The 21142-nt window shown below is 43.6% G+C and carries 23 protein-coding genes; all 23 read left to right on the top strand.

Going from position 1 to position 21142, the window contains the following annotated elements:
- Positions 1 to 355 precede the first annotated feature (355 nt).
- Genes ACW689_RS14485 through ACW689_RS14595 form a run of 23 tightly spaced genes read left to right on the top strand, consistent with a single transcriptional unit; the run spans position 356 to position 21135 of the window.
- The gene (locus ACW689_RS14485) at positions 356 to 1498 is read left to right on the top strand and encodes a type III PLP-dependent enzyme domain-containing protein (protein WP_476292586.1); all 1143 of its coding nucleotides are present in this window, start codon (positions 356 to 358) and stop codon (positions 1496 to 1498) included.
- Positions 1499 to 1515: 17 nt separating this feature from the next.
- Entirely contained in the window at positions 1516 to 2550 is a 1035-nt protein-coding gene (locus ACW689_RS14490; RefSeq protein ID WP_476292588.1) for a hypothetical protein, read from the top strand.
- Between the two features lie 2 nt (positions 2551 to 2552).
- A complete protein-coding gene (locus tag ACW689_RS14495) occupies positions 2553 to 3374 on the top strand; it encodes a hypothetical protein (RefSeq protein WP_476292590.1) in 822 nt (273 codons plus the stop codon).
- 7 nt (positions 3375 to 3381) lie between these two features.
- Positions 3382 to 3915 carry a hypothetical protein gene (locus ACW689_RS14500; protein ID WP_476292592.1) on the top strand — a complete coding sequence of 178 codons (534 nt, stop codon included), beginning with the start codon at positions 3382 to 3384 and terminating at the stop codon, positions 3913 to 3915.
- Between the two features lie 4 nt (positions 3916 to 3919).
- The gene (locus ACW689_RS14505; RefSeq protein WP_476292594.1) at positions 3920 to 4576 is read left to right on the top strand and encodes an ABC transporter ATP-binding protein; all 657 of its coding nucleotides are present in this window, start codon (positions 3920 to 3922) and stop codon (positions 4574 to 4576) included.
- A gap of 12 nt (positions 4577 to 4588) precedes the next feature.
- Complete coding sequence (locus ACW689_RS14510; RefSeq protein ID WP_476292596.1) at positions 4589 to 5191, top strand: hypothetical protein; 603 nt, start codon at positions 4589 to 4591, stop codon at positions 5189 to 5191.
- A 27-nt stretch (positions 5192 to 5218) separates the two neighbouring features.
- Entirely contained in the window at positions 5219 to 6445 is a 1227-nt protein-coding gene (locus ACW689_RS14515) for an ABC transporter permease (protein WP_476292598.1), read from the top strand.
- A gap of 19 nt (positions 6446 to 6464) precedes the next feature.
- Complete coding sequence (locus ACW689_RS14520) at positions 6465 to 7274, top strand: outer membrane lipoprotein-sorting protein (protein ID WP_476292600.1); 810 nt, start codon at positions 6465 to 6467, stop codon at positions 7272 to 7274.
- Between the two features lie 23 nt (positions 7275 to 7297).
- Positions 7298 to 7708 carry a hypothetical protein gene (locus tag ACW689_RS14525; protein WP_476292602.1) on the top strand — a complete coding sequence of 137 codons (411 nt, stop codon included), beginning with the start codon at positions 7298 to 7300 and terminating at the stop codon, positions 7706 to 7708.
- 1 nt (position 7709) lies between these two features.
- Entirely contained in the window at positions 7710 to 8150 is a 441-nt protein-coding gene (locus ACW689_RS14530) for a 3-hydroxyacyl-ACP dehydratase FabZ family protein (RefSeq protein WP_476292604.1), read from the top strand.
- 29 nt (positions 8151 to 8179) lie between these two features.
- Positions 8180 to 8476, top strand: a complete 297-nt coding sequence (locus ACW689_RS14535; RefSeq protein ID WP_476292606.1) for an acyl carrier protein — start codon at positions 8180 to 8182, stop codon at positions 8474 to 8476.
- Between the two features lie 17 nt (positions 8477 to 8493).
- Positions 8494 to 9165, top strand: a complete 672-nt coding sequence (locus ACW689_RS14540) for a hypothetical protein (RefSeq protein ID WP_476292608.1) — start codon at positions 8494 to 8496, stop codon at positions 9163 to 9165.
- An 8-nt stretch (positions 9166 to 9173) separates the two neighbouring features.
- Positions 9174 to 9926: an SDR family NAD(P)-dependent oxidoreductase gene (locus tag ACW689_RS14545; RefSeq protein ID WP_476292610.1), complete on the top strand. Its 753-nt coding sequence runs from the start codon at positions 9174 to 9176 to the stop codon at positions 9924 to 9926.
- A 12-nt stretch (positions 9927 to 9938) separates the two neighbouring features.
- Positions 9939 to 12323 (top strand): beta-ketoacyl synthase N-terminal-like domain-containing protein, encoded by a 2385-nt coding sequence (locus ACW689_RS14550; protein ID WP_476292612.1) that lies wholly within the window; start codon positions 9939 to 9941, stop codon positions 12321 to 12323.
- Positions 12324 to 12325: 2 nt separating this feature from the next.
- Positions 12326 to 12730: an acyl-CoA thioesterase gene (locus tag ACW689_RS14555; RefSeq protein ID WP_476292614.1), complete on the top strand. Its 405-nt coding sequence runs from the start codon at positions 12326 to 12328 to the stop codon at positions 12728 to 12730.
- A gap of 9 nt (positions 12731 to 12739) precedes the next feature.
- Positions 12740 to 13564: a hypothetical protein gene (locus ACW689_RS14560; protein ID WP_476292616.1), complete on the top strand. Its 825-nt coding sequence runs from the start codon at positions 12740 to 12742 to the stop codon at positions 13562 to 13564.
- A gap of 18 nt (positions 13565 to 13582) precedes the next feature.
- The gene (locus ACW689_RS14565) at positions 13583 to 15457 is read left to right on the top strand and encodes an acyl-CoA dehydrogenase (RefSeq protein WP_476292618.1); all 1875 of its coding nucleotides are present in this window, start codon (positions 13583 to 13585) and stop codon (positions 15455 to 15457) included.
- Positions 15458 to 15472: 15 nt separating this feature from the next.
- Positions 15473 to 16732 carry a hypothetical protein gene (locus ACW689_RS14570; protein WP_476292620.1) on the top strand — a complete coding sequence of 420 codons (1260 nt, stop codon included), beginning with the start codon at positions 15473 to 15475 and terminating at the stop codon, positions 16730 to 16732.
- A gap of 20 nt (positions 16733 to 16752) precedes the next feature.
- Positions 16753 to 17010: an acyl carrier protein gene (locus tag ACW689_RS14575; RefSeq protein WP_476292622.1), complete on the top strand. Its 258-nt coding sequence runs from the start codon at positions 16753 to 16755 to the stop codon at positions 17008 to 17010.
- 31 nt (positions 17011 to 17041) lie between these two features.
- The gene (locus ACW689_RS14580) at positions 17042 to 17944 is read left to right on the top strand and encodes an ABC transporter ATP-binding protein (RefSeq protein WP_476292624.1); all 903 of its coding nucleotides are present in this window, start codon (positions 17042 to 17044) and stop codon (positions 17942 to 17944) included.
- Positions 17941 to 18687 carry an ABC transporter permease gene (locus ACW689_RS14585; RefSeq protein WP_476292626.1) on the top strand — a complete coding sequence of 249 codons (747 nt, stop codon included), beginning with the start codon at positions 17941 to 17943 and terminating at the stop codon, positions 18685 to 18687. Before ACW689_RS14580 ends, ACW689_RS14585 begins: the two co-directional genes overlap by 4 nt.
- A gap of 14 nt (positions 18688 to 18701) precedes the next feature.
- Positions 18702 to 20183, top strand: a complete 1482-nt coding sequence (locus ACW689_RS14590; RefSeq protein ID WP_476292628.1) for a class I adenylate-forming enzyme family protein — start codon at positions 18702 to 18704, stop codon at positions 20181 to 20183.
- Positions 20184 to 20208: 25 nt separating this feature from the next.
- Entirely contained in the window at positions 20209 to 21135 is a 927-nt protein-coding gene (locus tag ACW689_RS14595; RefSeq protein WP_476292630.1) for a 3-oxoacyl-[acyl-carrier-protein] synthase III C-terminal domain-containing protein, read from the top strand.
- Positions 21136 to 21142 lie beyond the last annotated feature (7 nt).

A 21142-nucleotide genomic window follows, 5' to 3' on the forward strand; every position in this document is an offset into this window, starting at 1 on the left:
GATATTAAGCGAAATATCATCATTGGATGTCGAAATAGTTGCAATGTTTCTATTGCTAGCTATCAAAACTCTTATCCGCAGCTGAGGTTAATTAGCATCTTTCTACTTCAATTTATCAGTCTCTTTGTCTCTATCACTATTTAAGAGTTCGAGTAAGGGCAATCATTTTTAGTGCTTACTCAGTGGCTTTTCACGTAAACGAAATAACAACATTTTTAAGCTGTCAGTTCTGACACCTCATAACGGCTGGATATGTCATTTCTGACAGCATCCAACTTTTCAATTTCGCGGTATTGTATTTTTAGCGACGCAGGATATGCGCAAAACTTTTGTTTCCACTTTTAGGATTAACGTAATGAATTTCACTGAAAGAACTGAAAACGACATTGTGAAGTTGATAAAGGAACAGGCCAATCAATTAGAGACGCCAGCATATATCTATTCAACCGAGAAAGTCGAGAATAACTACACGCAACTGAAAGCGAATCTAGGCACTCCTTTAGTCGTGTCAATTAAAGCAAACCATTGTCCTGAATTGCTTTCTCGCACTGCGTGTATTTTTGAGGACGGCTATGAGGTTGCTTCACTGGGAGAGTTAAGGTTGCGCTCAGGTACAAAGCAACGTGTATTTGTGAATACTCCAGCGTACACAGAAAAGTTTATTGAAGTGACATCACGTTATAACGCGGTATTGATCATCGATCATGTAGCGCAGTTCGATTTAATTGAGCGTGTTAAGCGTAAGCGTGCCGTCAATAACCCTGTACTGTTACGAGTGAATCTAGATGCAATTAGCAAAGGCGCTGAGGCGGTTCCGGGTGATCATTTCGGTATGGATGAGTCGGGCTTAAGGCAAGCCTTAGAGCGAGCGAAAATGCTTGAAATGAAGGTTGCTGGACTACATGTATTTTGCGGCTCAAATAACTTTGTTAAGCGTGCCCATGACTGTGTTGAAGTCATTAGTAATTTAGTCGATAGAGTGAATGAGTCGTTAGGTTACGAGCTGGAAATATTAAACCTAGGCGGCGGTTTTCCTGCCAATTGGGCATCGTTAGACATTGACTTTGCAGCTTACCGACAAGCCATTGCACCACTGCAAGCAAAAGCCGAAGTAATCCATGAATCTGGCCGCGGTATTTTTGGCTCTGCCGGCTATTTCTTAACTGAAGTGATTAGTCAAAAACAGATCAACCACTCTCACTTTCTCGTCTGTGACGGAGGCATGGCGCAGAATTTTCTACTCGCTAAAACCGAGCATGTTATCCGCAAATTTGATCAGCCAATCGTGCTATCTGAAGGTCAAGCCTGTGCGCCTGTTAGTTATAAGTTGGTTGGTGCATCGTGTAATCGTGACGATGTGATTGGCGAACTAAAGGCTTATTCAAAAACACTTTCGATTGGAGACAAAGTCTTGTTTAAAGACTGCGGGGCATACAACGCGCTGTACACCGTAAATAAGTTTTTGGCACTCAAAGAATACAAAGAATATATCGTTTAATTTAGCAGGTACCGATCGTGAAACTCGAACAAAGCATCATCCAAGGTTTATCTCAATTTGCAGAAATAAGCCCGTATTTAGAAAAACTGATTTACAACGGCGTTGTATCTACCGTGGATACACAAATGATCATTGACCATGATGACTTTCATGGCATTGAGCAAGGCAAAGTAATCGCACTGGAAAAGCAGCAACCACTTTCTGAGGCTGAAACCAACATCGAAAATATTTTAGCGGACTTTCCTCAAAAAGGACTTGTCGATGGCAACTTTCATGAGTTGGTGAGTAGCTTCGGTAAATTATTGTTTTCATATATTGCAAGCAAGGAACAAATTGCTCAGGTTGATGACTGGCATGCGCAAGGAATCGCTCAATATGGGGGCTTTTTAATGGCCGATGCTGGCGGGCCTTCAATTGAGCAATGGAACAGCGTATTTAAAAAAGAGGGGGATGATTTAACGGTCAATGTCGACAAGGTGTGGATCATTGAAGGCCATCGTTTGGACTATGGTTCGGTCTCAGCAGCGTCAACCCAAAAACTTTATCCTTCATCCATTTTGATCCCACCTTCGCAGTTCAAGCATCTGAAGAAAAGTAAAGTGGGTTTACCTTTTCTGGATGGCAGCTTACAGCTGGGTAACGTGAGTGGTGAAGTGACGGTGCATAAAAGCAATATGCTAACAGGTGGAGGATTGGCAGCAACGTCGGTGTTTTTATCGAAAGTTCGTCCTCGTTTTGTGCGTTCACTCATGGGTCATGTGCAATGGTTGCAGTCACAAGGTAGAGCCAACTTAAGCGCCGAACAGCTTGATGCAGTGAAAACCTTAGAAGGCATCGCCAAAAATTACTGTATGAGTCTACTTGAGCGTCAACCAAGTTTGCCATTGGCTTTGGCAATTAAATTTACCTCAAACCGTATTTTACTCGACCTCGTTTTGTCTGGCGCGGTTCAGGGGGTGATGGATCAGCGAGATTTGATGGCTTTCACACGTATGGAAGGTAGTTCCTACCGCTGTCTGTTTGAAATATATGCCAAGGCGAAAGTGAGATAGCTATGCATAGCCTCGAGATAAAAAGTATCCGTATTGAATCTAGTAAAGCCTTGCGAGGGATCACTCCTGAGCAGTTCACTGCACGGCTTTGCGAGCAGATACATGGGCAAATCGAGGCTGCGAAGTCGCTTCATTCTGTGACAAGTGCGGCGCATTACTTATGCAGTTCAACGCTTGATATTGTCAGCTCTGGTGGCTGGATAGAGCCGCATGCAATGTGTCAGCAGCTCAGTAAAAAAACAGCTTTGCCGAGTAGTTTTTCCAACGCGATGCAATGTGCAACTTGGGGGAGTTTAGTGCGTCAACACTTGCTCAATAAGCCACAGATAAAAGATATTTTTTTATCTGTAGTAGATGCAAACCCGCTCCAAATGCGCTTTTGGGAAGAGAACGAATCGTGGGGGAGAACGAGTCACCGAGTCACACTGGTGCATTTACGTCTACCAGAGTTAGAAGGCGCACAAATGCCAGCGCTATTGCAACTGGGCAAGTGCAACCCCGATGTCATGTTGTATGAATATGGCGCTGAATTACAAAAGGCAGCACAGAATAACGAAGGCTTTACGGTATGTGTTCCTTACTTTGCTGAAAAAATGCGAAAGGGTATTAAGCGGGCTCTCAGAGGCTACCCTCTACTGGCTGATAGGTACGAACAGTTCGGCCATGTATGCGGCTCTGATCCTTGGATTTCGGTCGCTTTAGAACAAGTCGATGGCGTGTGTAAAGCGCAGCATTACTTGCTCTCTTCCATCGCATCACACGGGTATTTTTGCTTTTTGAAAGCATGCACCTCAACAACAACACATGTCCAAATAGAAGAGTAATAACACCATGTATATTGAAGGATTTAAAGGAATTTTAAACCGCCATAAGCGAGAGAGAGAAGTGATCCCCGCATTACTAGGCAACGCCTTACTTGCGGAGGACGAGCTGCATATTGCTATGCAATTAGAGTTCAACGAGCGCTTACCCATCGTTATGTCATTTTATGAGTACTACCGTTTTGTTGATACGGCTGTGAACAAAATTCTAGAGGCACAAATTAGCGACAAACTTCTAGTAAGAATAAAAATGCCATCGACCATCGCTTTACCCAAGTCATTGTTAGACCCGCGTGTTGCTCTTTTTCATGATTTGGATGTAGAAAGCGCCGCTTTAATCGAGCTTGGTCATGATCATGTATGCATTGATGCCAACTTTAAGTTGTACTCCTGGTCTGCTGGGGATAATCATTTCGAGATCAAATATGTGAGCCCATCTTCATGTGCATTAAGTGAATCTCAAAAAGACATTTTAAAGTCACTGGTTGCTTTGTTACCGGCTGACACTGAGTACTTTTCGCACTCATCAAAAATGCAAGGATAAAAGTATGTTGGAACTTGTTGATGTGAGTAAAGCGTATCGCAATGGCAGTGTTAAGTCACTGGCTGTTAACCAAGCAAGTTTACGCATCGCCAAAGGTGAGTTGCTGTGCTTAACCGGTAAAAGTGGTAGCGGTAAAAGTACCTTGTTAAGCATGCTGGGATTAATCAATCGCCCAAGTTCTGGAGAGATCTTGTTTAACGACATGGATGTGACAACGCAAAGTGATAGTGCTTTAGCGCATATCCGACGTGACAAAATAGGAATTGTTTTTCAACAGTTCAACTTACATCCGGCGTTGTCGGCGTTAGAAAATGTGATGTATCCCTTGTATTTACTCAAAGACCCTGATGCTAAAGACAAAGCACACCAAGCGCTAAAAGAAGTTGGCATGGAGACGTTTGCAAAACGTCGTCCAAAGCAAATGTCAGGAGGCCAAATGCAACGAGTTTCAATTGCTCGTGCTTTTGTCAAAGATCCTGAATTGATCATTGCCGATGAGCCGACGGCGAATCTGGATAGCGAAAATACGCAGGTGGTGTACCAGCTGTTACAAAAGCTTAATCAAGAAAAGCAAGCCACAGTGGTGGTTGCGACTCATGACCAAGACTTTGCCACTAGTGGCGTGCGTAACGTGATTATGTGTGATGGTCAGATCATTTAAGGAATAAAAAGAATGTTCAAACGAATTGCATTGGCAGCCGTTGTGGTTGCTCTAACAGGGTGCTCGCAACCACAAGTGACGGAGCAAAGTTTTAATCCAAGCAGCTTAATTCAAGGTGAGTTGACAGCACAAAGCTACCTTACCTCAGCACAACAACTCGTTACGCAAGCGAGTCAGTTGATGGTGAATAAGGAGCTCACTTTAACGCAATTGCAGCTGCATATTACAAAGGTGAATGCCTTACTAAAAATGATGGACGAGTTAGAACAAGATCCCGCGCAGCTTTATGGCGCAGAATTGCTGTCAACTTTAGGCTCTCTGTATGCCAAGCAAGCCGTGTTTTACAGCAACAACGCCAAGCTAGCGGGGAGCTCTGCTGCAAAGGGGTTTCGCTATCTTGATAAAGCGGTTAGCCGCTATCCCAACAACATGACTGCGCGACTAAACAGAGGGCTTGTTTCGGCAATGGTACCTGAATTCATGAATAAGACCTCAGTCGCAAGAGCGGATTTAGAGTTTGTTGTGAATAACGCACAGTTTAGTGAATTACACGCTAATACACAGCAATCGGTTCGCACCATGTTGGCAAAAATGAACGCAAGGGTACAAGGATAAAGCGCTTGCTGGCGCAGGAGGTTGTAAATGTATATCACTTTTATCACAAAACTCATTTTACTCAACGTGCTACGAGATTGGCGTAAAAACTCAATTGCCTGTATAGCTATTTTGATTGGCACTGTCAGTTTGGTTTTGTTTGGCGGTTATGTCGCACAGATGTATGAAGGCATTCGCTTAGGCAGTATTTATTCGCAGCTAGGTCATTGGCAAGTCCAAGCACAGAAGCACTCTACAAGCGAGCAAGCATACGCAAAAGTGTTTATTGAGCCTCAGCAAGCGGATGAAGTTGAACGTCGTTTAGGGTCTCTTGATGAAATCAAGTTAGTGAGCCGACGAGTAGAAGCGCAAGGTTTAGTGTCTTTTGGTGACAGCGCCGTTGGTGTTATGGCCTATGGCGTGGAAGCTGATGAGGATGCACAGATCAGCGAGGCCATTTCCATTGTGGCAGGGACTGGACTATTCAGTGAGCAACAAGAAGGTGCCTTGATAGGTAAGGAGTTACTCGAGGAGCTAGGGGCACAGGTGGGTGATGTGCTGACATTCTTAACCACCACAGATTCAGGCGCAATTAATGCGCTAGATATTGTGGTTGTGGGTGTCATGGATACCGGCGCAAAAGAACTCAACAAACGTTTCATCAAGATTAATTTAAGTTTGATGCAAGAGTTAATGTACTCGCAAGCCGTAACTAGCCTTGTTGTACTGGCAGATGAAAATAAGCTGCGCGAAGACAGCGATCAGCGAGTACGAGCAGCGCTGTCAGGTGTCAGTGGCCTAGATGTTAAGTCATGGTCTGAGCTGTCTGATTCATATCATCAAATTGTGGCCATGTTTAACAACATATTCGGTTTTGTTACTGCTTTGGTCATCATCATTATCTTTGCTGCTATTTTCAACACGATGACCATGGGCGTAATGGAGCGCGTTACTGAACTGGCTACAAGCCGAGCGTTGGGGGCATCACGAGCAGAAGTATTATTAATTGTATTAATTGAAGGGCTTGTGGTCGGGGTTCTTGCCATCACGATAGGTGTGCTGGTGGGCGTGTTGATAAGTCAGGGTGTCAATCATGCAAACATCATTATGCCGAAGCCACCAGGGTCAACCTTTTCTTATCCACTGCGCATTTTAATTGATAGCCAAGTGGTGTTACTTCCAGCTGCATTAACGCTTATTGCGACGGCGCTGGGGGGACTTTTCCCAGCATTCAAAGCCGGTCGTTTACCAATCAATGAAGCAATGCAGCGCTAAGGCGACAAAGGAGAAATGTATGAAGATGAAATTATTAACATACGCATGTTGTTATTTCGGGTTTACCGCTTTGCCTGCAATGAGTTTGGCTGACTCATTACCAACTACTGAGCAAGCGGCACAGCATAGCGTTGAACATCAAGCCAGTAGCGAAATTGGTATGGAGAAAATTAGCGAAGTACTAGAGAGCATGGAGTATTTACGTGGATTTAAAGACTCTGGGTTTAGCTTCGTATCGGAAGTGCTGACGGTAAAAAACAACGAAGTAGTTGGCAAGCACCTTTTGGATGTGAAGATCAGTGAGCAAGGATACGCGTTGGTAGAGATTGAATCACCACGCACAGAGCGAGGCCGAAAAACGCTGATCCGTGATTCTGATCTATGGCTGTACTTGCCCTCTAGTTCCAACGTGATCCGTATCGCGCCGCTGCAAAGAGTTTTTGGTTCAGCCTCTATTGCAGACGTGTTGAACACCTCCTTTTTAAATAGCTACGAGGTAGAGCGCTACGAGCTAAATACGCAACGACAACTTGAAGTGACCTTGCTCAGCAAAACTCGGCAAAGTACCTACGCAAAAATAGAGTTGGTTTATGACCTAGATGCAGATCAACCCATTGCCACTCGCCACTTTACGGCATCGGGTCGGCTGTTAAAAACCATTGAGTACAAGTCATTTAAGCGCGGCACTGATGGCCAGAATAAAGTCGAAAAAATAGCAATCTATGACAGTTTGCGAAAGGACTCTGCGGTGTGGATCAAGATGAGTGAATACCAAACAGGTAATTACCCAGATGCATTATTCACAAAATCGGGTTTGACAAAAGTTTAACGTTAGGAGTACCGCACGTGCAAATGAATGAACAAGAATCCCATAGTTATATCAGTGGGTTAGCACAAACTGCGCCATTCAGATTTGTTGATCGCGTGGTATGGAAAACAGAACGTAAAATAATCACAGAACTAAATAAAGGAGGAATGCCGAACAGGTTTGCTGAGGCCGACTGCGTAGATACTTATGTGATGCTGGAGTATGTCGCACAGTCTTCGGGCCTGTTATTGAGAGAGAGAAAAGGCAAGGAACGGGGTGTGATCGCCTCTTTTAAGAAAGTAGAAAGATTGGAATTCAAGGAGATTGCTTTTCCAATTCGCTTGGAGTCCGTCTTAGTAGAAGAACGCGCACCTATGTATACATTTGATTTTACGGTTTTTTCTGAAGAGCAATGTGTTCTCAGAGGAACCACCAGCATATTTATTGGTGGCTAACATGCAGTGCATAGATCTTGATTCTCATTTGAGACAAACCGACCCATTTCGCTTTGTTGACGAGGTGAGCTTTTGTGAAGAACAAGGGTTAATCAAATCAGTGAGGATGTATATGGGTGATGAAGCCTTTTTCGAAGGGCATTTTCCCGGTGATCCCGTGGTGCCTGGTGTGATCTTAGTGGAGAGCATGGCGCAGTCATGTCGCGCTTGGCTCAATTCGCAGGTGGGCGATAAGGCCGGTGGCTTTATTGCGTCAATTGACCGAGCGAAGTTCATTAAGCCAGTCAGACCCGGTGATGTGGTGATCATAGAGTCGAAACCGCTCAATGATGTTTCAGAACTTCAACAAGGCGCAGCTCGCTTTTGTCGCTTTTCGTGTGTATCGAAATGTGGCGGTGAAGCTGTCGCGAAAGTGAGTTTGACACTTTACCAAAGCAACTAACTAAACATATAAAAATTAAGGAAATAATTATGAATATTCAACGTGCAGAAATTTTTGATTTTATCGTCAATTCAGTATTGCTAGATCGTTTAGAACTTGGCGATGAAGGGTACAGCGCTGACGATTTTAATGAAGATACGCTGATACTAAGTGATGAGGGACTGGGTCTTGATTCAGTGGACGTGCTGGACCTTATCGTTGGTGTTGAGAAAAAGTACGGGTTTAAGCCGATCGAAATCGATAGCGGCTACATCGAGGAAACCTGTGAAAAGGTATCAACCGTTATTGATATGGTTTTAGAACGCTTAAATCAGCAAGCGGCGTGATAGGGCAAGGAGCTAACATGTTGGATCTAATCATTAACAGTCAAGGTGTGACAGCCACATCTTTGATTGCCAAGCTGGAATCTAACGGTCATCACGTAGACACTCTGGCGTTGCCAGAGTGTCAGGACGACCTGCAGAGCGTGAAAGCGAAGTTCGATGCAATGACCGAAGCTGGTACTTACTATCGTAATATTTATCTGAATTTGACTGATGGTGTGTGTGAAGTTCAGCAGTTCAATCAAGATTCTGTGACGGCAATCGATGGTTTACAGAATCGGCTTACGCAGATCCTGAAAACATTGAAATACGGATCACAACATTTAGCTCGCACGGATGGGGGTCGAATTTGGGTGATGTGTTACGACCACAGCATTAAAAGCAGTATTGATGCGCCGTGCAACCCTATTGTCAATAACGCGGTGGTGGCGGCTGTGCAAAGTGTTGCCAAAGAAGTTGCGCGTTTTGACGTTAAGGTGAACGTGTTTTTGATCCATCCACCAAAAGAAAGCTTAGAGCCCGCTCAGTGGCGCGCTGCAAAAGGCAACTTGAAGGTCTACAACATGAAATATAAGCCACAAAGTGCCGAGCAGGTGAGTGAACTTATCAACATGTATGGCGAAGTCAGTCAATTGGCTACAACAGGCGGTGTTATTCCAGTGGGTACTGGGATCGCAATGTGCAATATATAGGACGGATCATGAAAAATATCATTATTACGGGTGGAACCCGAGGCATTGGCCGCGCCATTGTCGATACATTGGCTGACAAAATTTGTGCTCCTGACTCAAATTTGCAGCATGCCCAACTAATTGTGACTTATCGCAGTGGTCAAGCGCAAGCTCAAGCATTGGTTAAACAGCTCACTGAGCGTGGCGTAAAAGCGTGTGCGCTTGAAATGAACTTGAGCGACAGGGCATCCGTTGATGCGTTTGTGACTCAAGTAAAGACGCAGTTTTCTCAGATAGATGGATTAATTAACAACGCAGGTATGACCAATGATGGTTCATTCCTTGCGATGCCGGATAACGATTTTGCTCAGCTGTTGGCAACCAATCTATCGGGCACTATTTATCTCACCGAACAGTTATTGCCTTTGTTACGCAAAGCTTCTCAAGCTTCTGTTGTGTTGATGGCATCAGCCGCCGGTGTGTATGGCAAAGAAGGGCAAGTACCGTATGCGACAACCAAAGGTGGGTTGATTGGCTACTGTCAGTTACTGGCTCGACGTTATGGTCGAGAAGGTATTTTTGTTAATGCCGTTGCGCCTGGGTTTATTGAGACAGACATGGTGACAGAACTCGATCCAAGCATGTTTGAGCATACTTTAGAAAATGCATCGATTGGTTGTATGGGGCGTCCAAGTGATGTTGCTGATGTGGTCCATAGCCTATTAACCCCAGGATACATTCAAGCTACCACGATTAAAGTGGATGGCGGTCATTTAAGATAAGGAAGATATGTCATGACTTTTACAGACAATAAAGAACAACAAATTGTAATTTCAGGACTGGGCGTGTTTACGCCACTAGGTCGCGATGCCACGCAAATTGGTGAGGCGGTACTGGCGGAAAAAACCTCTATTGCGGTATCGCGAAACATCGACAGTGACCAGCTTATTAGCAATCTAACTTCAGAATTTTTGAATAACGATACGTTTGGGCTCAATTCGGCATTTACACAAAAAACAGATAGAGGTGTCTGGTTTACTGTCAAAGCGCTTGAAGAAGCGATGCGCAGTGCTGGATTGGATAAACAAGATATAGACCCTGAACGTACCGCCGTTGTGGTGGGCACTTCTCACAGTGGTATTCATCACGTCGAAAAAATTCTAAAAGCCGCAATTAATCAAGATACATCAGAACTCAGTGCCAACGATTTTTATGCCGGATTAACGGATCATGTGGCGACCATCGTGTGTGAATCGCTGGCGCTAAAAAGCATAAAAGTGACCATTTCATCGGCGTGTTCTTCAAGTAACACGGCTATTGGCTACGCAAGAGATTTATTGTTAAGTGGTGAGGCGGATAGGGTTATCGTAGTGGGGACCGATACGCTTTCCGAAAGTATTGCAGCTGGTTTCAACAGCTTAAAAGTGATGAGCAAAGAGCCCGCGGCACCGTTTTCTACGCCATCAGGCATCACCTTGGGTGAAGGCGCAGGTGTATTGATCATGGAATCGTTGGCAAGCACCGAACAGCGTGGGCAAGCGCACCGTGGTGAAGTGTTGGGTTATGCGTTGTCATCGGATGCATTTCATCAAACCTCAGTAGATGATGATGGCACAGGTATTGAGGCAGCAGTGATTCATTCTATGCAAAGCGCGGGGGTAAATGCTGCTGATATTGAGTATATTTCTGCACACGGCACAGGCACCGACTCCAACGATGTGCCAGAGTCAAAAGCCGTCGAAAGAGTGTTTGGTAACGAAGCCAAAATTTCCAGTGTGAAATCAAGCGTTGGTCACACTTTAGGTGCCAGCGGTGTGGTTGAATTAATCATCAGCTTAGTTTGCGCTGAAAAAGGCTATTACCCGCCTAATTGCCACTTTACCGAAGCGAGGGAAGGGTGTGCACCTTTAGACTACGTACATGGAGCACAAACACCGACAGATATAAACACCATCATGTGTAATAACTATGGCTTTGGTGGCAATAATTCGTCGTTGGTACTTTCTCGTGAAGCGGGAAAATATAGTAAAAAGTCATTGGCAGGTAACCGTGTTTTCTTAACTGCCTACGGTGACTTTTTAGGAGAAGATGTTGCTAATCAATGGCAATTAACTGAAGGCATTGAGCAGCGTTTATGTAATAACAATGAGGCGTTAAACACCTATCAAGGCTCGATTAAGTTGCCAAAAGGCTTGAAAGGAGTGTCTAGAAGAAGCTCTCCGAGTATCCAATTTGCACTAAAAGCTATGGCTAAAGCGATAGATGACTTTGCACTTAAGCCGCTGGTCGATAAGCGACTGTATCAAACGGGCGTCGTATCAGGCCTGCTTCATGGCGCACAAAAATCGCTAGAGAAATACATGTCCTCTGTGTTTGAAGATGGCCTTGCGTATGCCAGCTCAACCCAATTCCCTTTAACCACTTTAAATGCAGCTGCGGGCGCAGTGTCGATTGAATACGGTATTAAAGGCTTTAATACCACGCTATGTGGTCCTGTTGGAGCGATGAAATTTGCTTTTGATACTGTTAAAGCAGGCCACCAAGAACGTATGTTCAATTTCTCTACTGATGAATTGACCCCGATGGTTATGCAGTTTGCAGAGCAGTTTGATGTACTTGGCCATTTTGATTCTGGCAAACCGGGACGTGGTTTCTATTTAAGTGAAGGGGCAAGTGTGTGTTTGCTCGAGAGTGAAACCGCGCTTCACGCCAGAGAAGGAAAACCACTGGCTGAAGTGTTGGCGCTTAAAGTTACACAAGATGGTCATGGCCATGCTTTATCCAACTCAGGAGAAGGGTTAGCGCGTGTGGCAAAGCAAGTATTAGCTCAAGCTGGTCTTGCTACGCAAGATATTGATTTAGTGGTTGGTGTTGGGCAGGGCACAGAAACGTTTATGCAGAACGAACAGCATGCACTCGAAACGGTATTTGGTGCAAAACTGCCAGCGCTGACTTCTAGTGCAATGCATCTAGGTTATACACCCAGCGCTATTTTGGCACAAATGGTGAACCTAAGTGCATCAGTGTGTGCAGGCAATCCATGCTGGCAAGCAGATAACAGCGGTGCGATATGGACACCTGCGGAGAAAATGGATGTGCATGAGGTTAAACATATCTTGGTGCTATTCACTTCGGTCACGTTTGAACATTGTGCAATGGTTATAAAAAAGGTGGATTGATCATGAAAAGATATCTTGTGTCATACGCCGATACCGATGCAGGCGGTGTTTTACATCACGCTAAATACATTGAATTAGCCGAACGGGGCCGCCATCAGTGGCTAAAACGCCGCAAGCTGTCCTTCTCAAAGTTGACTAGGAAGTACGGTTTGGCGCTGGTGGTGCATGATATCTCCGCAAAATACAAGCAAGCGGTATTCTTGGAAGATGAAGTAGGGATCCGCACCAAGCTAAAGCACATCAATCGGGCTGGATTGGAGTGGGTGACTTATATCAATAAGTCAGAGCAGTTGTCATGTCAGGTTGTTACTAAGATGGTCTGTCTAAACGCAAAAACGAAATCGATAGTCTCTGTGCCTGAGTTTTTGATCACGAAGTTACAAGCTGAAGAATCACAGTCTTTATAGGAAATTACAATGGCAAAAATATTGTTGAAGGATGCATTTTACACCCCGTTTGATGATGCATTTGCAGATCAATCAATCACCCAATACAAGCAAAAGATCCAGACGGTGATCGAAGCGCATTGTGCTGCTATCGGTGAAAATCAAGCGCATCACTATGGTGATGCTAGCCACCATTACTTTTGTAGCACCATGATGGACTCGGTATTTTCGGCGGGAAGCATCAATAGTGCAGAAGTTTTTCAGTCTCAATACGAGGTGCCACAAAGCTTCAGCAACGCCTATGAATGTGCATGTTGGGGGTATTTACTTCGATATCATGTAACGCACAAACCGCAGCAGCGTTTCCTTGCAATTTCAATCTTGGATGTGAATGCGATGGAGATGAAATATTGGTCTGAGAATGAGCAATGGGGTAAATCAGGGTTTGGGATCTGTACGTTGTTTTTTGAAGTTTGTGACGCGCAAGCGCAAGAACTGCTTCACAATGGTGTTGCAAGTGGCGGCAACAACATTATCAGCTTTGCGAGTTTTGCTAAGCAGGTTGCTAAAAAGTGTAGTTCTAGCACGCTGTCATTGCCGTTTTTTCCTGACAGCATGTCGATCCCAGTCAGGCGCTCATTGAAAGATCTGACAGTATTAACTGAACGCCATTCCTATTATGGTCATGCCTTTGGTAGCGATCCTTGGATTGCGTTTATTCGTGACCATCAACTGCAAAGTTTATCTGGGCAGAACATTTTGTTCGGCTCCTTGGCTTTACGTGGCTATTACTGTTTTGCAGATATCACGATACCAAGCAACGTTAATGCGCACCATTTCCAACAACAAGCATAATAAAGAGAAGATAAAACAATGAAAGACGAAAAAAGCTTTTTAAAGCAGCCTTCCTCATTCAAGTTGGATGAAAGGGATTTACACTTCCAACTATTTGACGTACTGCAAGTAGAACAAAATGTCCTCGACTCCAACATGTTTGCGGGCGTCGATAAAGAAACTTGTATCCAGATCATGGAGTTGGCGATTAAGTTTGCGCGTGAATATTTGGGGCGCAGTTATCAACTTGCGGATAAGCAAGGTTGTACGCAAGTCTCCCCAACCGAAGTCAAAGCGCCGGATGTGTATCATTATGTGTGGAGCAAGTTTCAAGAACTCGGTTTATGTGGTGTATCAGCACCTGTGCAATATGGCGGTTGCGGCACACCGTATGTGATCAATCAGGCAATTTATAGTGTGCTATACGGTGCAGATCCTGCATTTTGTGTCTATCCAGGATTCAATGTTGGTGCCGTTTATCTACTTGAAAAATATGGCACAGAGGAACAAAAACAACAATTTTGCCAAGCACTTACAACACCGACAATGACGGCCGCTATGGTGATGACCGAATCTGAAGCTGGTTCCGATGTCGGCGTGTTGCGCACTCGAGCTATCCGTGAGGAAAACGGACAGTATCGTATAGAAGGCTCAAAAATATTCATTTCCTCTGGAATGCATAATCTAACTGATAATCATGTGTACTTCGTTTTAGCTCGTTTGCCAGATGCGCCTGAAGGCACACGTGGTTTGAGTTGCTTTGTGGTGACTAAATATCGTTTGAACGAAGATGGCAGCCCTGGTGAGTTCAACAACGTACGTTGTGATGTAGTTGAAAAGAAAATGGGTCTTAAGGGCAATGCCACGTCGCAGCTAACCTTTGGTAGTGAAGGGCCATGCTATGGCACGTTATTAGGAGATGCTGAGAATAAAGGCTTGTCTCAGTTGTTCTTATTGATGAACTTAGCCAGGATCGCGACCGGCACGTACGCGCTGGGACTGGCTTCGTCAGCTTATTACCAGTCTGTTGAATATGCGAATGAGCGCGTACAAGGGACCAGCATCCGAGCAATGGCAACACCTGGCGCTAAGCGATTACCCATTATTGAGCATTTAGATGTCAAACGTATGCTTTTGGACATGAAGTCTAAAGTGGAGGGTATGCGCTCGCTCGTGCTTAAAGCCGCCAATTATTCTTCAATGGCGTTGGTCCTACAAGAAAGTGGCGATGAGCAGAAACCATTGCGCCGTCGGTATGAAGCCGTTGCCGATCTTCTTACGCCCGTCGTCAAGGCATACTGCTCTGATCTTGCTTGGCAAGTCTGTGAAACCGCCATTCAAGTTCATGGGGGATACGGCTACATCAGCGACTTTCCGCTAGAGCAACGTGCTCGCGATGTGAAAATCATGAGTATTTGGGAAGGGACCAACTACATGCAGGCAGCCGATCTATTGCGCGGTAAATTATCCCTGGGTAAGAAATCTCGTGCTTTTGATTTTTGGCAAGAAGAACTCGTTGAATTTTATGAATTGAAGCACGAAGTGCCGGAGCTTTCGCCGTTGTTTGAGCAGCTCGCTCAAGTGGCATCGAGTCTATCAAGCACTCTGAGTCGTTATGGAAATTGGTTATCAAGTGGTGAGATGGAGCAGATCTACCTTATCTCGACACGCTTTATGTCATGTTTTGGCGATGTGGTTTTTGCTTGGTTATTGCTTGAAAACGCCGTTGTTGCAAGTAGAGCGTTGCAGCATGGCGAGGGTGACTACGATAGCGCTTTCTACGAAGGAAAAATACACAGTGCGAAGTTCTTTTTCGCCAACACATTGGCGCACGTTGATTCTAAGTTGAGTGCGATAGCGGATATAGATGAAGACTTTAAGTCCTTATCCAAAGAGCATTTTTCGCAAATTTAAGTGTAGGAAGTTGCTGTGATGATCAAACACGTAGTTTTTGGAAGTGTCCTGATAGTGAGCACTTGTGTACAAGCAGAGTCGTTTGATCCATTTGCGCAAATAGACCCTGCAGCCAAAAAAGTGCCTGAGATGTCAAATCTGACAACTAGTATAGATTTCATTTTTCAAGGAACATATACACCAGAAAAAGATTTACGAGCAGATAATGATTTTTATGAAAGCAGCTCGACGATCGATGCAATATTAAAATATGAATTAGATGATGCGAACTTATTTAAATTTCGCGCAATGTCTAATTATACAGAGCTAAAGTATGGAAATGTTAAAAGCTATGAAGATAATTCTTTGATGCTCGAATATTTCTATCGAAGTAGCTTTGCAAATAAAAGCCAATATCTGACGTTGGGTAGAAAGAACCTTGGCTGGAGTTCAGGTTTTCAATGGCGCCCAGCAGATGTTATTGACAATGGTTTTACCACGAAAAACTTCGACTCGATGGACCCGACTCGTTATAGAGGGATCGATTTATTGCAATATGAAGTGATTGGTGAAAGTTACGATTTCTCGGCTTTGCTCACAAATCACAATGAGGATTTTTTTAACGGTAAACAATCGGCGTTCAAGTTGAGTTTTAAAGGTGATTTGGATGGCGCTTTAATCTTGGCTAAAAACGGTAATTACTCAGATAAGGTGGGAATAACGCTGGATGCAAGCCTCCCTTGGGCCACCACTTTTGCTTTAGAAGCCGTGCATGTAGAAGTGGATGCAAATTACCTTTGGTCGCCACAGTATTTTGGTCAAACCCTTGAGAGTCTGAGTGCAAGGAATCGCTATCAAGATATCTACTTGGGTTTGACCAAATTTATTGACGATAAACAAAGGGTGAACTTGGAGTATTTTCACAATGGGCGTGGTTTTGCACATGGAAGATTACAAAACCAAATTGATGACTCGGTAAAGCATTATTTATCTTTGGGTCATGCAGATTTTAATATAAATCAATCAATTTTTAAAAATGAATATCTCGGTGTTAATTATTTATATAGCTCATTTACAGGGTTTTATGAGAGTTACGATGTTCAGTATAAGCCGAGTGTTCTTATTAATGTTGATGATGGTAGTTATATTTTTTCATTTTCGTTGAAAAAAGCAATTGGTGATAACTCTGAGTTATTACTGAAAACAAATTTTTATCGTGAGAATAAAGGTACCGATCTTGGCGAAATATCATCAGGTTTAGGTGTCAATCTCTCATATTTATTACATATATTTTAATAACAACAGGAATATAAAACATGTCTACAACTCAATACCCAGAATTACTTGAAAAACTAATCAATGTAACTGCAGAAGCACTTAAAACAGATACCGTTGATGCCACGGTACCTTTGGCCGATATTGGCATTGATTCACTCAATATTGTTGAGGTGATCATTGCGTGTGAAGAAATTTATAACGATTTTCAAATCGACCCATCGGAGCTTGAATTTGACGAGCTGACGACATTGTCTGATATGCATAATCAAATGATTTCTTTTGAATTGGCAGCTTAAGGGTTACGCCTTAATTTTAAGAGAGCGGATTATGAGTTTGATAAGTATCAATAAGTTAACCAAGCGCTATGCGGATACCCATGCGCTCAAGGGGGTGAGTTTTGAGGTTGGGCGGGGCGAGATCTTTGCCCTGCTTGGTCCAAATGGCTCGGGCAAGACCACCACACTTGAGATTTTAATGGGCCTGAAGTCGTATGACTCTGGAGATCTGCAGTTTTTCTCCGAAAGTGGACGAACCTGTAAAAAACTAAAAATTGGTCCCGTTTTTCAAACGCCAGTGTATTACGATAACCTGACGGTAAAAGAGTTAATTAAATACTACTGTTCATTCTACTCAACTCGAAGTGAACACTTGTCAGAATATCTTGCTTTGGTCAATTTAGATGACAAACAAAATTGCCAGTACAAGGACTTATCTGGAGGTCAAAAGCAGCAATTATCTATTTTATTGTCGCTCGTGAATGAACCAGATGTTCTATTCTTTGATGAGCCTTCGAATGCCTTAGATCCACAGATCCGTTTAAAGATTTGGGAATTAATCCGAGTACTTAAGAAACAAGGTAAAACGATTGTTTTTACTACCCATTATATTGAGGAAGCGGAAGCATTAGCGGATCGTGTGGCTATTTTGAATCGTGGAGAGATCCTCGTCACCGACACGCCTGAGCACATCATTCAAAAGTATAACGAAACCTATCATGTTGAGCTTGCTTTGGAAACGCCTGTTGCCATCGAAGATCTGGAGTTGGTTGGTATTAAAAATCCGCAGCAGCAACATGGCAAGTACTCATTTGATGTGGATGCAATTGATGGCAAAGTGCTCGGGATCATTGAACAAATCTCCCTACGCTTTCCAATTGCCAAGTTCAGTATCGGTAAATCTTCTTTAGAAGATGTTTTTGTTCGTCTTACAGAAGAAGGGAGCGTCGCATGAGCAAGTTAATGTCTTTTTTTCAAATGCAGTGCACGATTGCATCTCGCAGCAAAACAGCTTTGCTTTGGTCTTTTTTATATCCACTCGCCATGTTGGTATTAATGTTATCCGTATTTGGTGGCATGGCATCACAAGTCCCTGGTGGTGATGATCCTCGATTAATGAATGTTGCAGGTGTATTTGTGATCACGGTGATGTCTGGTGGTATCTTTGCCATCACAACAGTGTTGTCAGCTGATTACCAAAGCGGCGTTTATAAGCGCCTTAAGGTGACTGATCTTAACCAGTTTCACGTCATAGCTGGTTTAATCATGCGTCAGTTTGTGATCATTGTGCTAGGTGCATTATTGGTGATTAGCGGTGCATATGTATTTTTTTCAGTAAAACCCAATGGTGATCTGGCCAGCATTGTATTAATTCTTGCTTTGGGAAGCATTTTGTTTTGCTCGATTGGTTTTATTATTGCCAACGTGTGCAGTAGACCTCAAACGGCGACAGCCATCGCTAATGCTATCTTCCTTATTATGTTGTTTCTTAGTGGCTCAACATTTCCAAGAACTTTCTTTCCAGAGTGGCTTGATGCGGTTTCAAAAGTAATACCAGCAAGCTATTTGTATGACTTATTTGAGTCTCAGCTGTATTACAACGAGAGCTTAGCTGATAACAGTCAAACCTTTGTGGTTGTGGCAGTGATGAGCTTGGTAGCAATGATATTTGCGATAAAAACCTTCAAATGGGAATAATCTGGAGAAAGAGTATGGATAATTTGTTTACACTCAAGGACCTGATTGAACCAGTACTACAAGGTCACTGGCAGGGTCAAATTAGTAACGATAAGCAAGATAATGACACGCTACAACAAACACTACAAAATGCGTTAGTCATCTATCAAGGTATCGGTTATCAAGAAAAAGTGGTGGTAAAAGTTTCAAATGACATTGAAACAATTGCAGCGCTACTGAGTGTTTGGTACCAAGGTGGTGTGGTTGTGCCTGCGAAAAGTGATATGGCAAACTCGGCGTTACAAAATATTGTTGAAGATTGTAGTGCAAAGTATGTATTGGATCCGCAAGCGGGCAGCTTATCACGCACGATGAACCTTAACCACAAGCAGCAATCTCAGTTTGAATACCTAACTCCACCTAAACTAACAGGGGTGGATATAGCGCTGATCATTTATACCTCCGGTAGTACAGGGAAGCCTAAAGGGATAATGCTGACGCACAATAATGTGCTGACGGCATTGCGTTCTATAGTGGACTATCTTGGTGTGAAACAATCGGATCGTATTTTACTAATCTCTCCATTGTCGTTTGACTATGGTCTTTATCAGCTATTCTTTAGCCTCGCGACTGGTTGTGAATTAGTCGTGTCGAGCAAGCCCGTAAATGCGATGAGTTTAATTGGTATTGTTAAACGTCAAGGCATTACGATATTGCCGTTGATCCCAGCTTTAGCTACGAATTTAAATAAGTACTTGCAGCACTTTCCTAACTTAATCCCTGGTGTACGCTTAATCACCAGTACAGGGGGGGTGTTCCCTGCACACACAGCCAAAGGACTGGAAGAGAAGTTTGCAGGTTCTAAGGTAGTTAAAATGTACGGTTTGACGGAATCAAAACGTGTTTCATATCTACCACCTGAATATTTACATAGTAAAAGTGACTCCGTGGGTATTCCCATGCCAGGGCTTGAAGCAAAAATATTTTCAGAGCAAGAAGATAGCTCTGGCAATATGCGCTTAGTTGAGCTCGCCGCAGGGGAGATTGGTCAATTGTATGTGCGAGGCTCTTCGGTCTTTCAGCAATACTTTGACGTTAACAGTACTGGCGGTGCGCAGTTGATACGCGGTCAATATCGAGATGACAACTGGCTAGCAACTGGGGATTTATTTTCTCGTGATGCCGATGGTTTCTTATATTTTAAAGGGCGAGTGAAGGATCTCATTAAGCAAAAAGGCTTTTGCATTTACCCAAGAGATATGGAAAGCATTGTTTATCAACATGATAATGTTGAAATTTGTCAGGTTGCTGGCGTTAAAGATGAGTTAGACAATGAAATCGCAAAGCTGTTTTTGGTTTTAGTCGATAAAAGTGAAGCTGCTCAAGATGCATTCAAAGCTTGGTTAGAACAGAAAATAGACTCGGATTATATGTTTGGGGAAATCCAATTCTTATCTGCAATGCCATTGTCTGTGAATGGCAAAGTCGATGTATCACAACTTACCGCTGCTGCGTAGAACATAAAATAAGGAATAGCGTACGATGATTGGTATTGAAGAGTTAGTCCATTTTGTTCCCAAGCGCAGAGTCGCCATTAAAGATTTGCAAGAAGAGCTATCCCTGACGAAAGACGATCTTTTTGTACATACAACGTTTTTAGGTCAAAAGGAAATTGCTTACGACCCAGACCTGCCGTTGCTAGATTTGCTCACCGGTTCTCTGGATCAGTTGTTTGAAAAACCAGTGATGCAAAACTATAAGATAACGCATTTATTGTATACCCATACCGTAGGTGTAAATCAGGCGCCACTGGAGCCTTTGTTAAAGCAAATTGTAGCGCGTTATGGGCTAAAGCAGTGCAATGCAATGGCTGTTACGCAAGTTAGCTGTGCGGCTGCTATTACAGCATTAAAAAACGCACAGACGCTATTGCATGACGCGCCAGATGATGAAGCGGTCATTATTCTGTCCGGAGATAGAAGCTTTGGGAGCTGGCGTAAGCAGCCGGGGACCGCGATCACTGGGGATGCGTCAACTGCAGCTTTGGTGACTAAGCGCTCACCACGATGTCAGGTGTTAAACACCAATATGAAAATTGATAGTCGTTTTCATATGGGGTTTAACGATCCGGCGATACTTGAAGAGTTTAAAAAGGATAGCTTGGATAGACTCAAAGATTTTGTCACTGAGAGTATTGAGCAAGCTGGCTATAAGCTTGATGACGTCAAATTGATTTTGCCACCGATCACCAACAAGTCGTCATGGAAAACCGTGGCTCAGCACCTAGGCGTAGACCGTTCTTTGATATATGTCGACAATGTGCCACGCATCGGTCATTGCTTTACCGCTGACAACTTCTTGAACTATTGCACAGCAAAAAGTGAAGGAAAAATCAAAGCCGGTGATTTGTGTTTGCTGCTTGCTACGGGAACTGGCTTTTTCTATACCTCAGCTTTAATAAAAGAATAAAAGGAAA

The organism is Pseudoalteromonas sp. ABE4_541 (assembly GCF_056312285.1).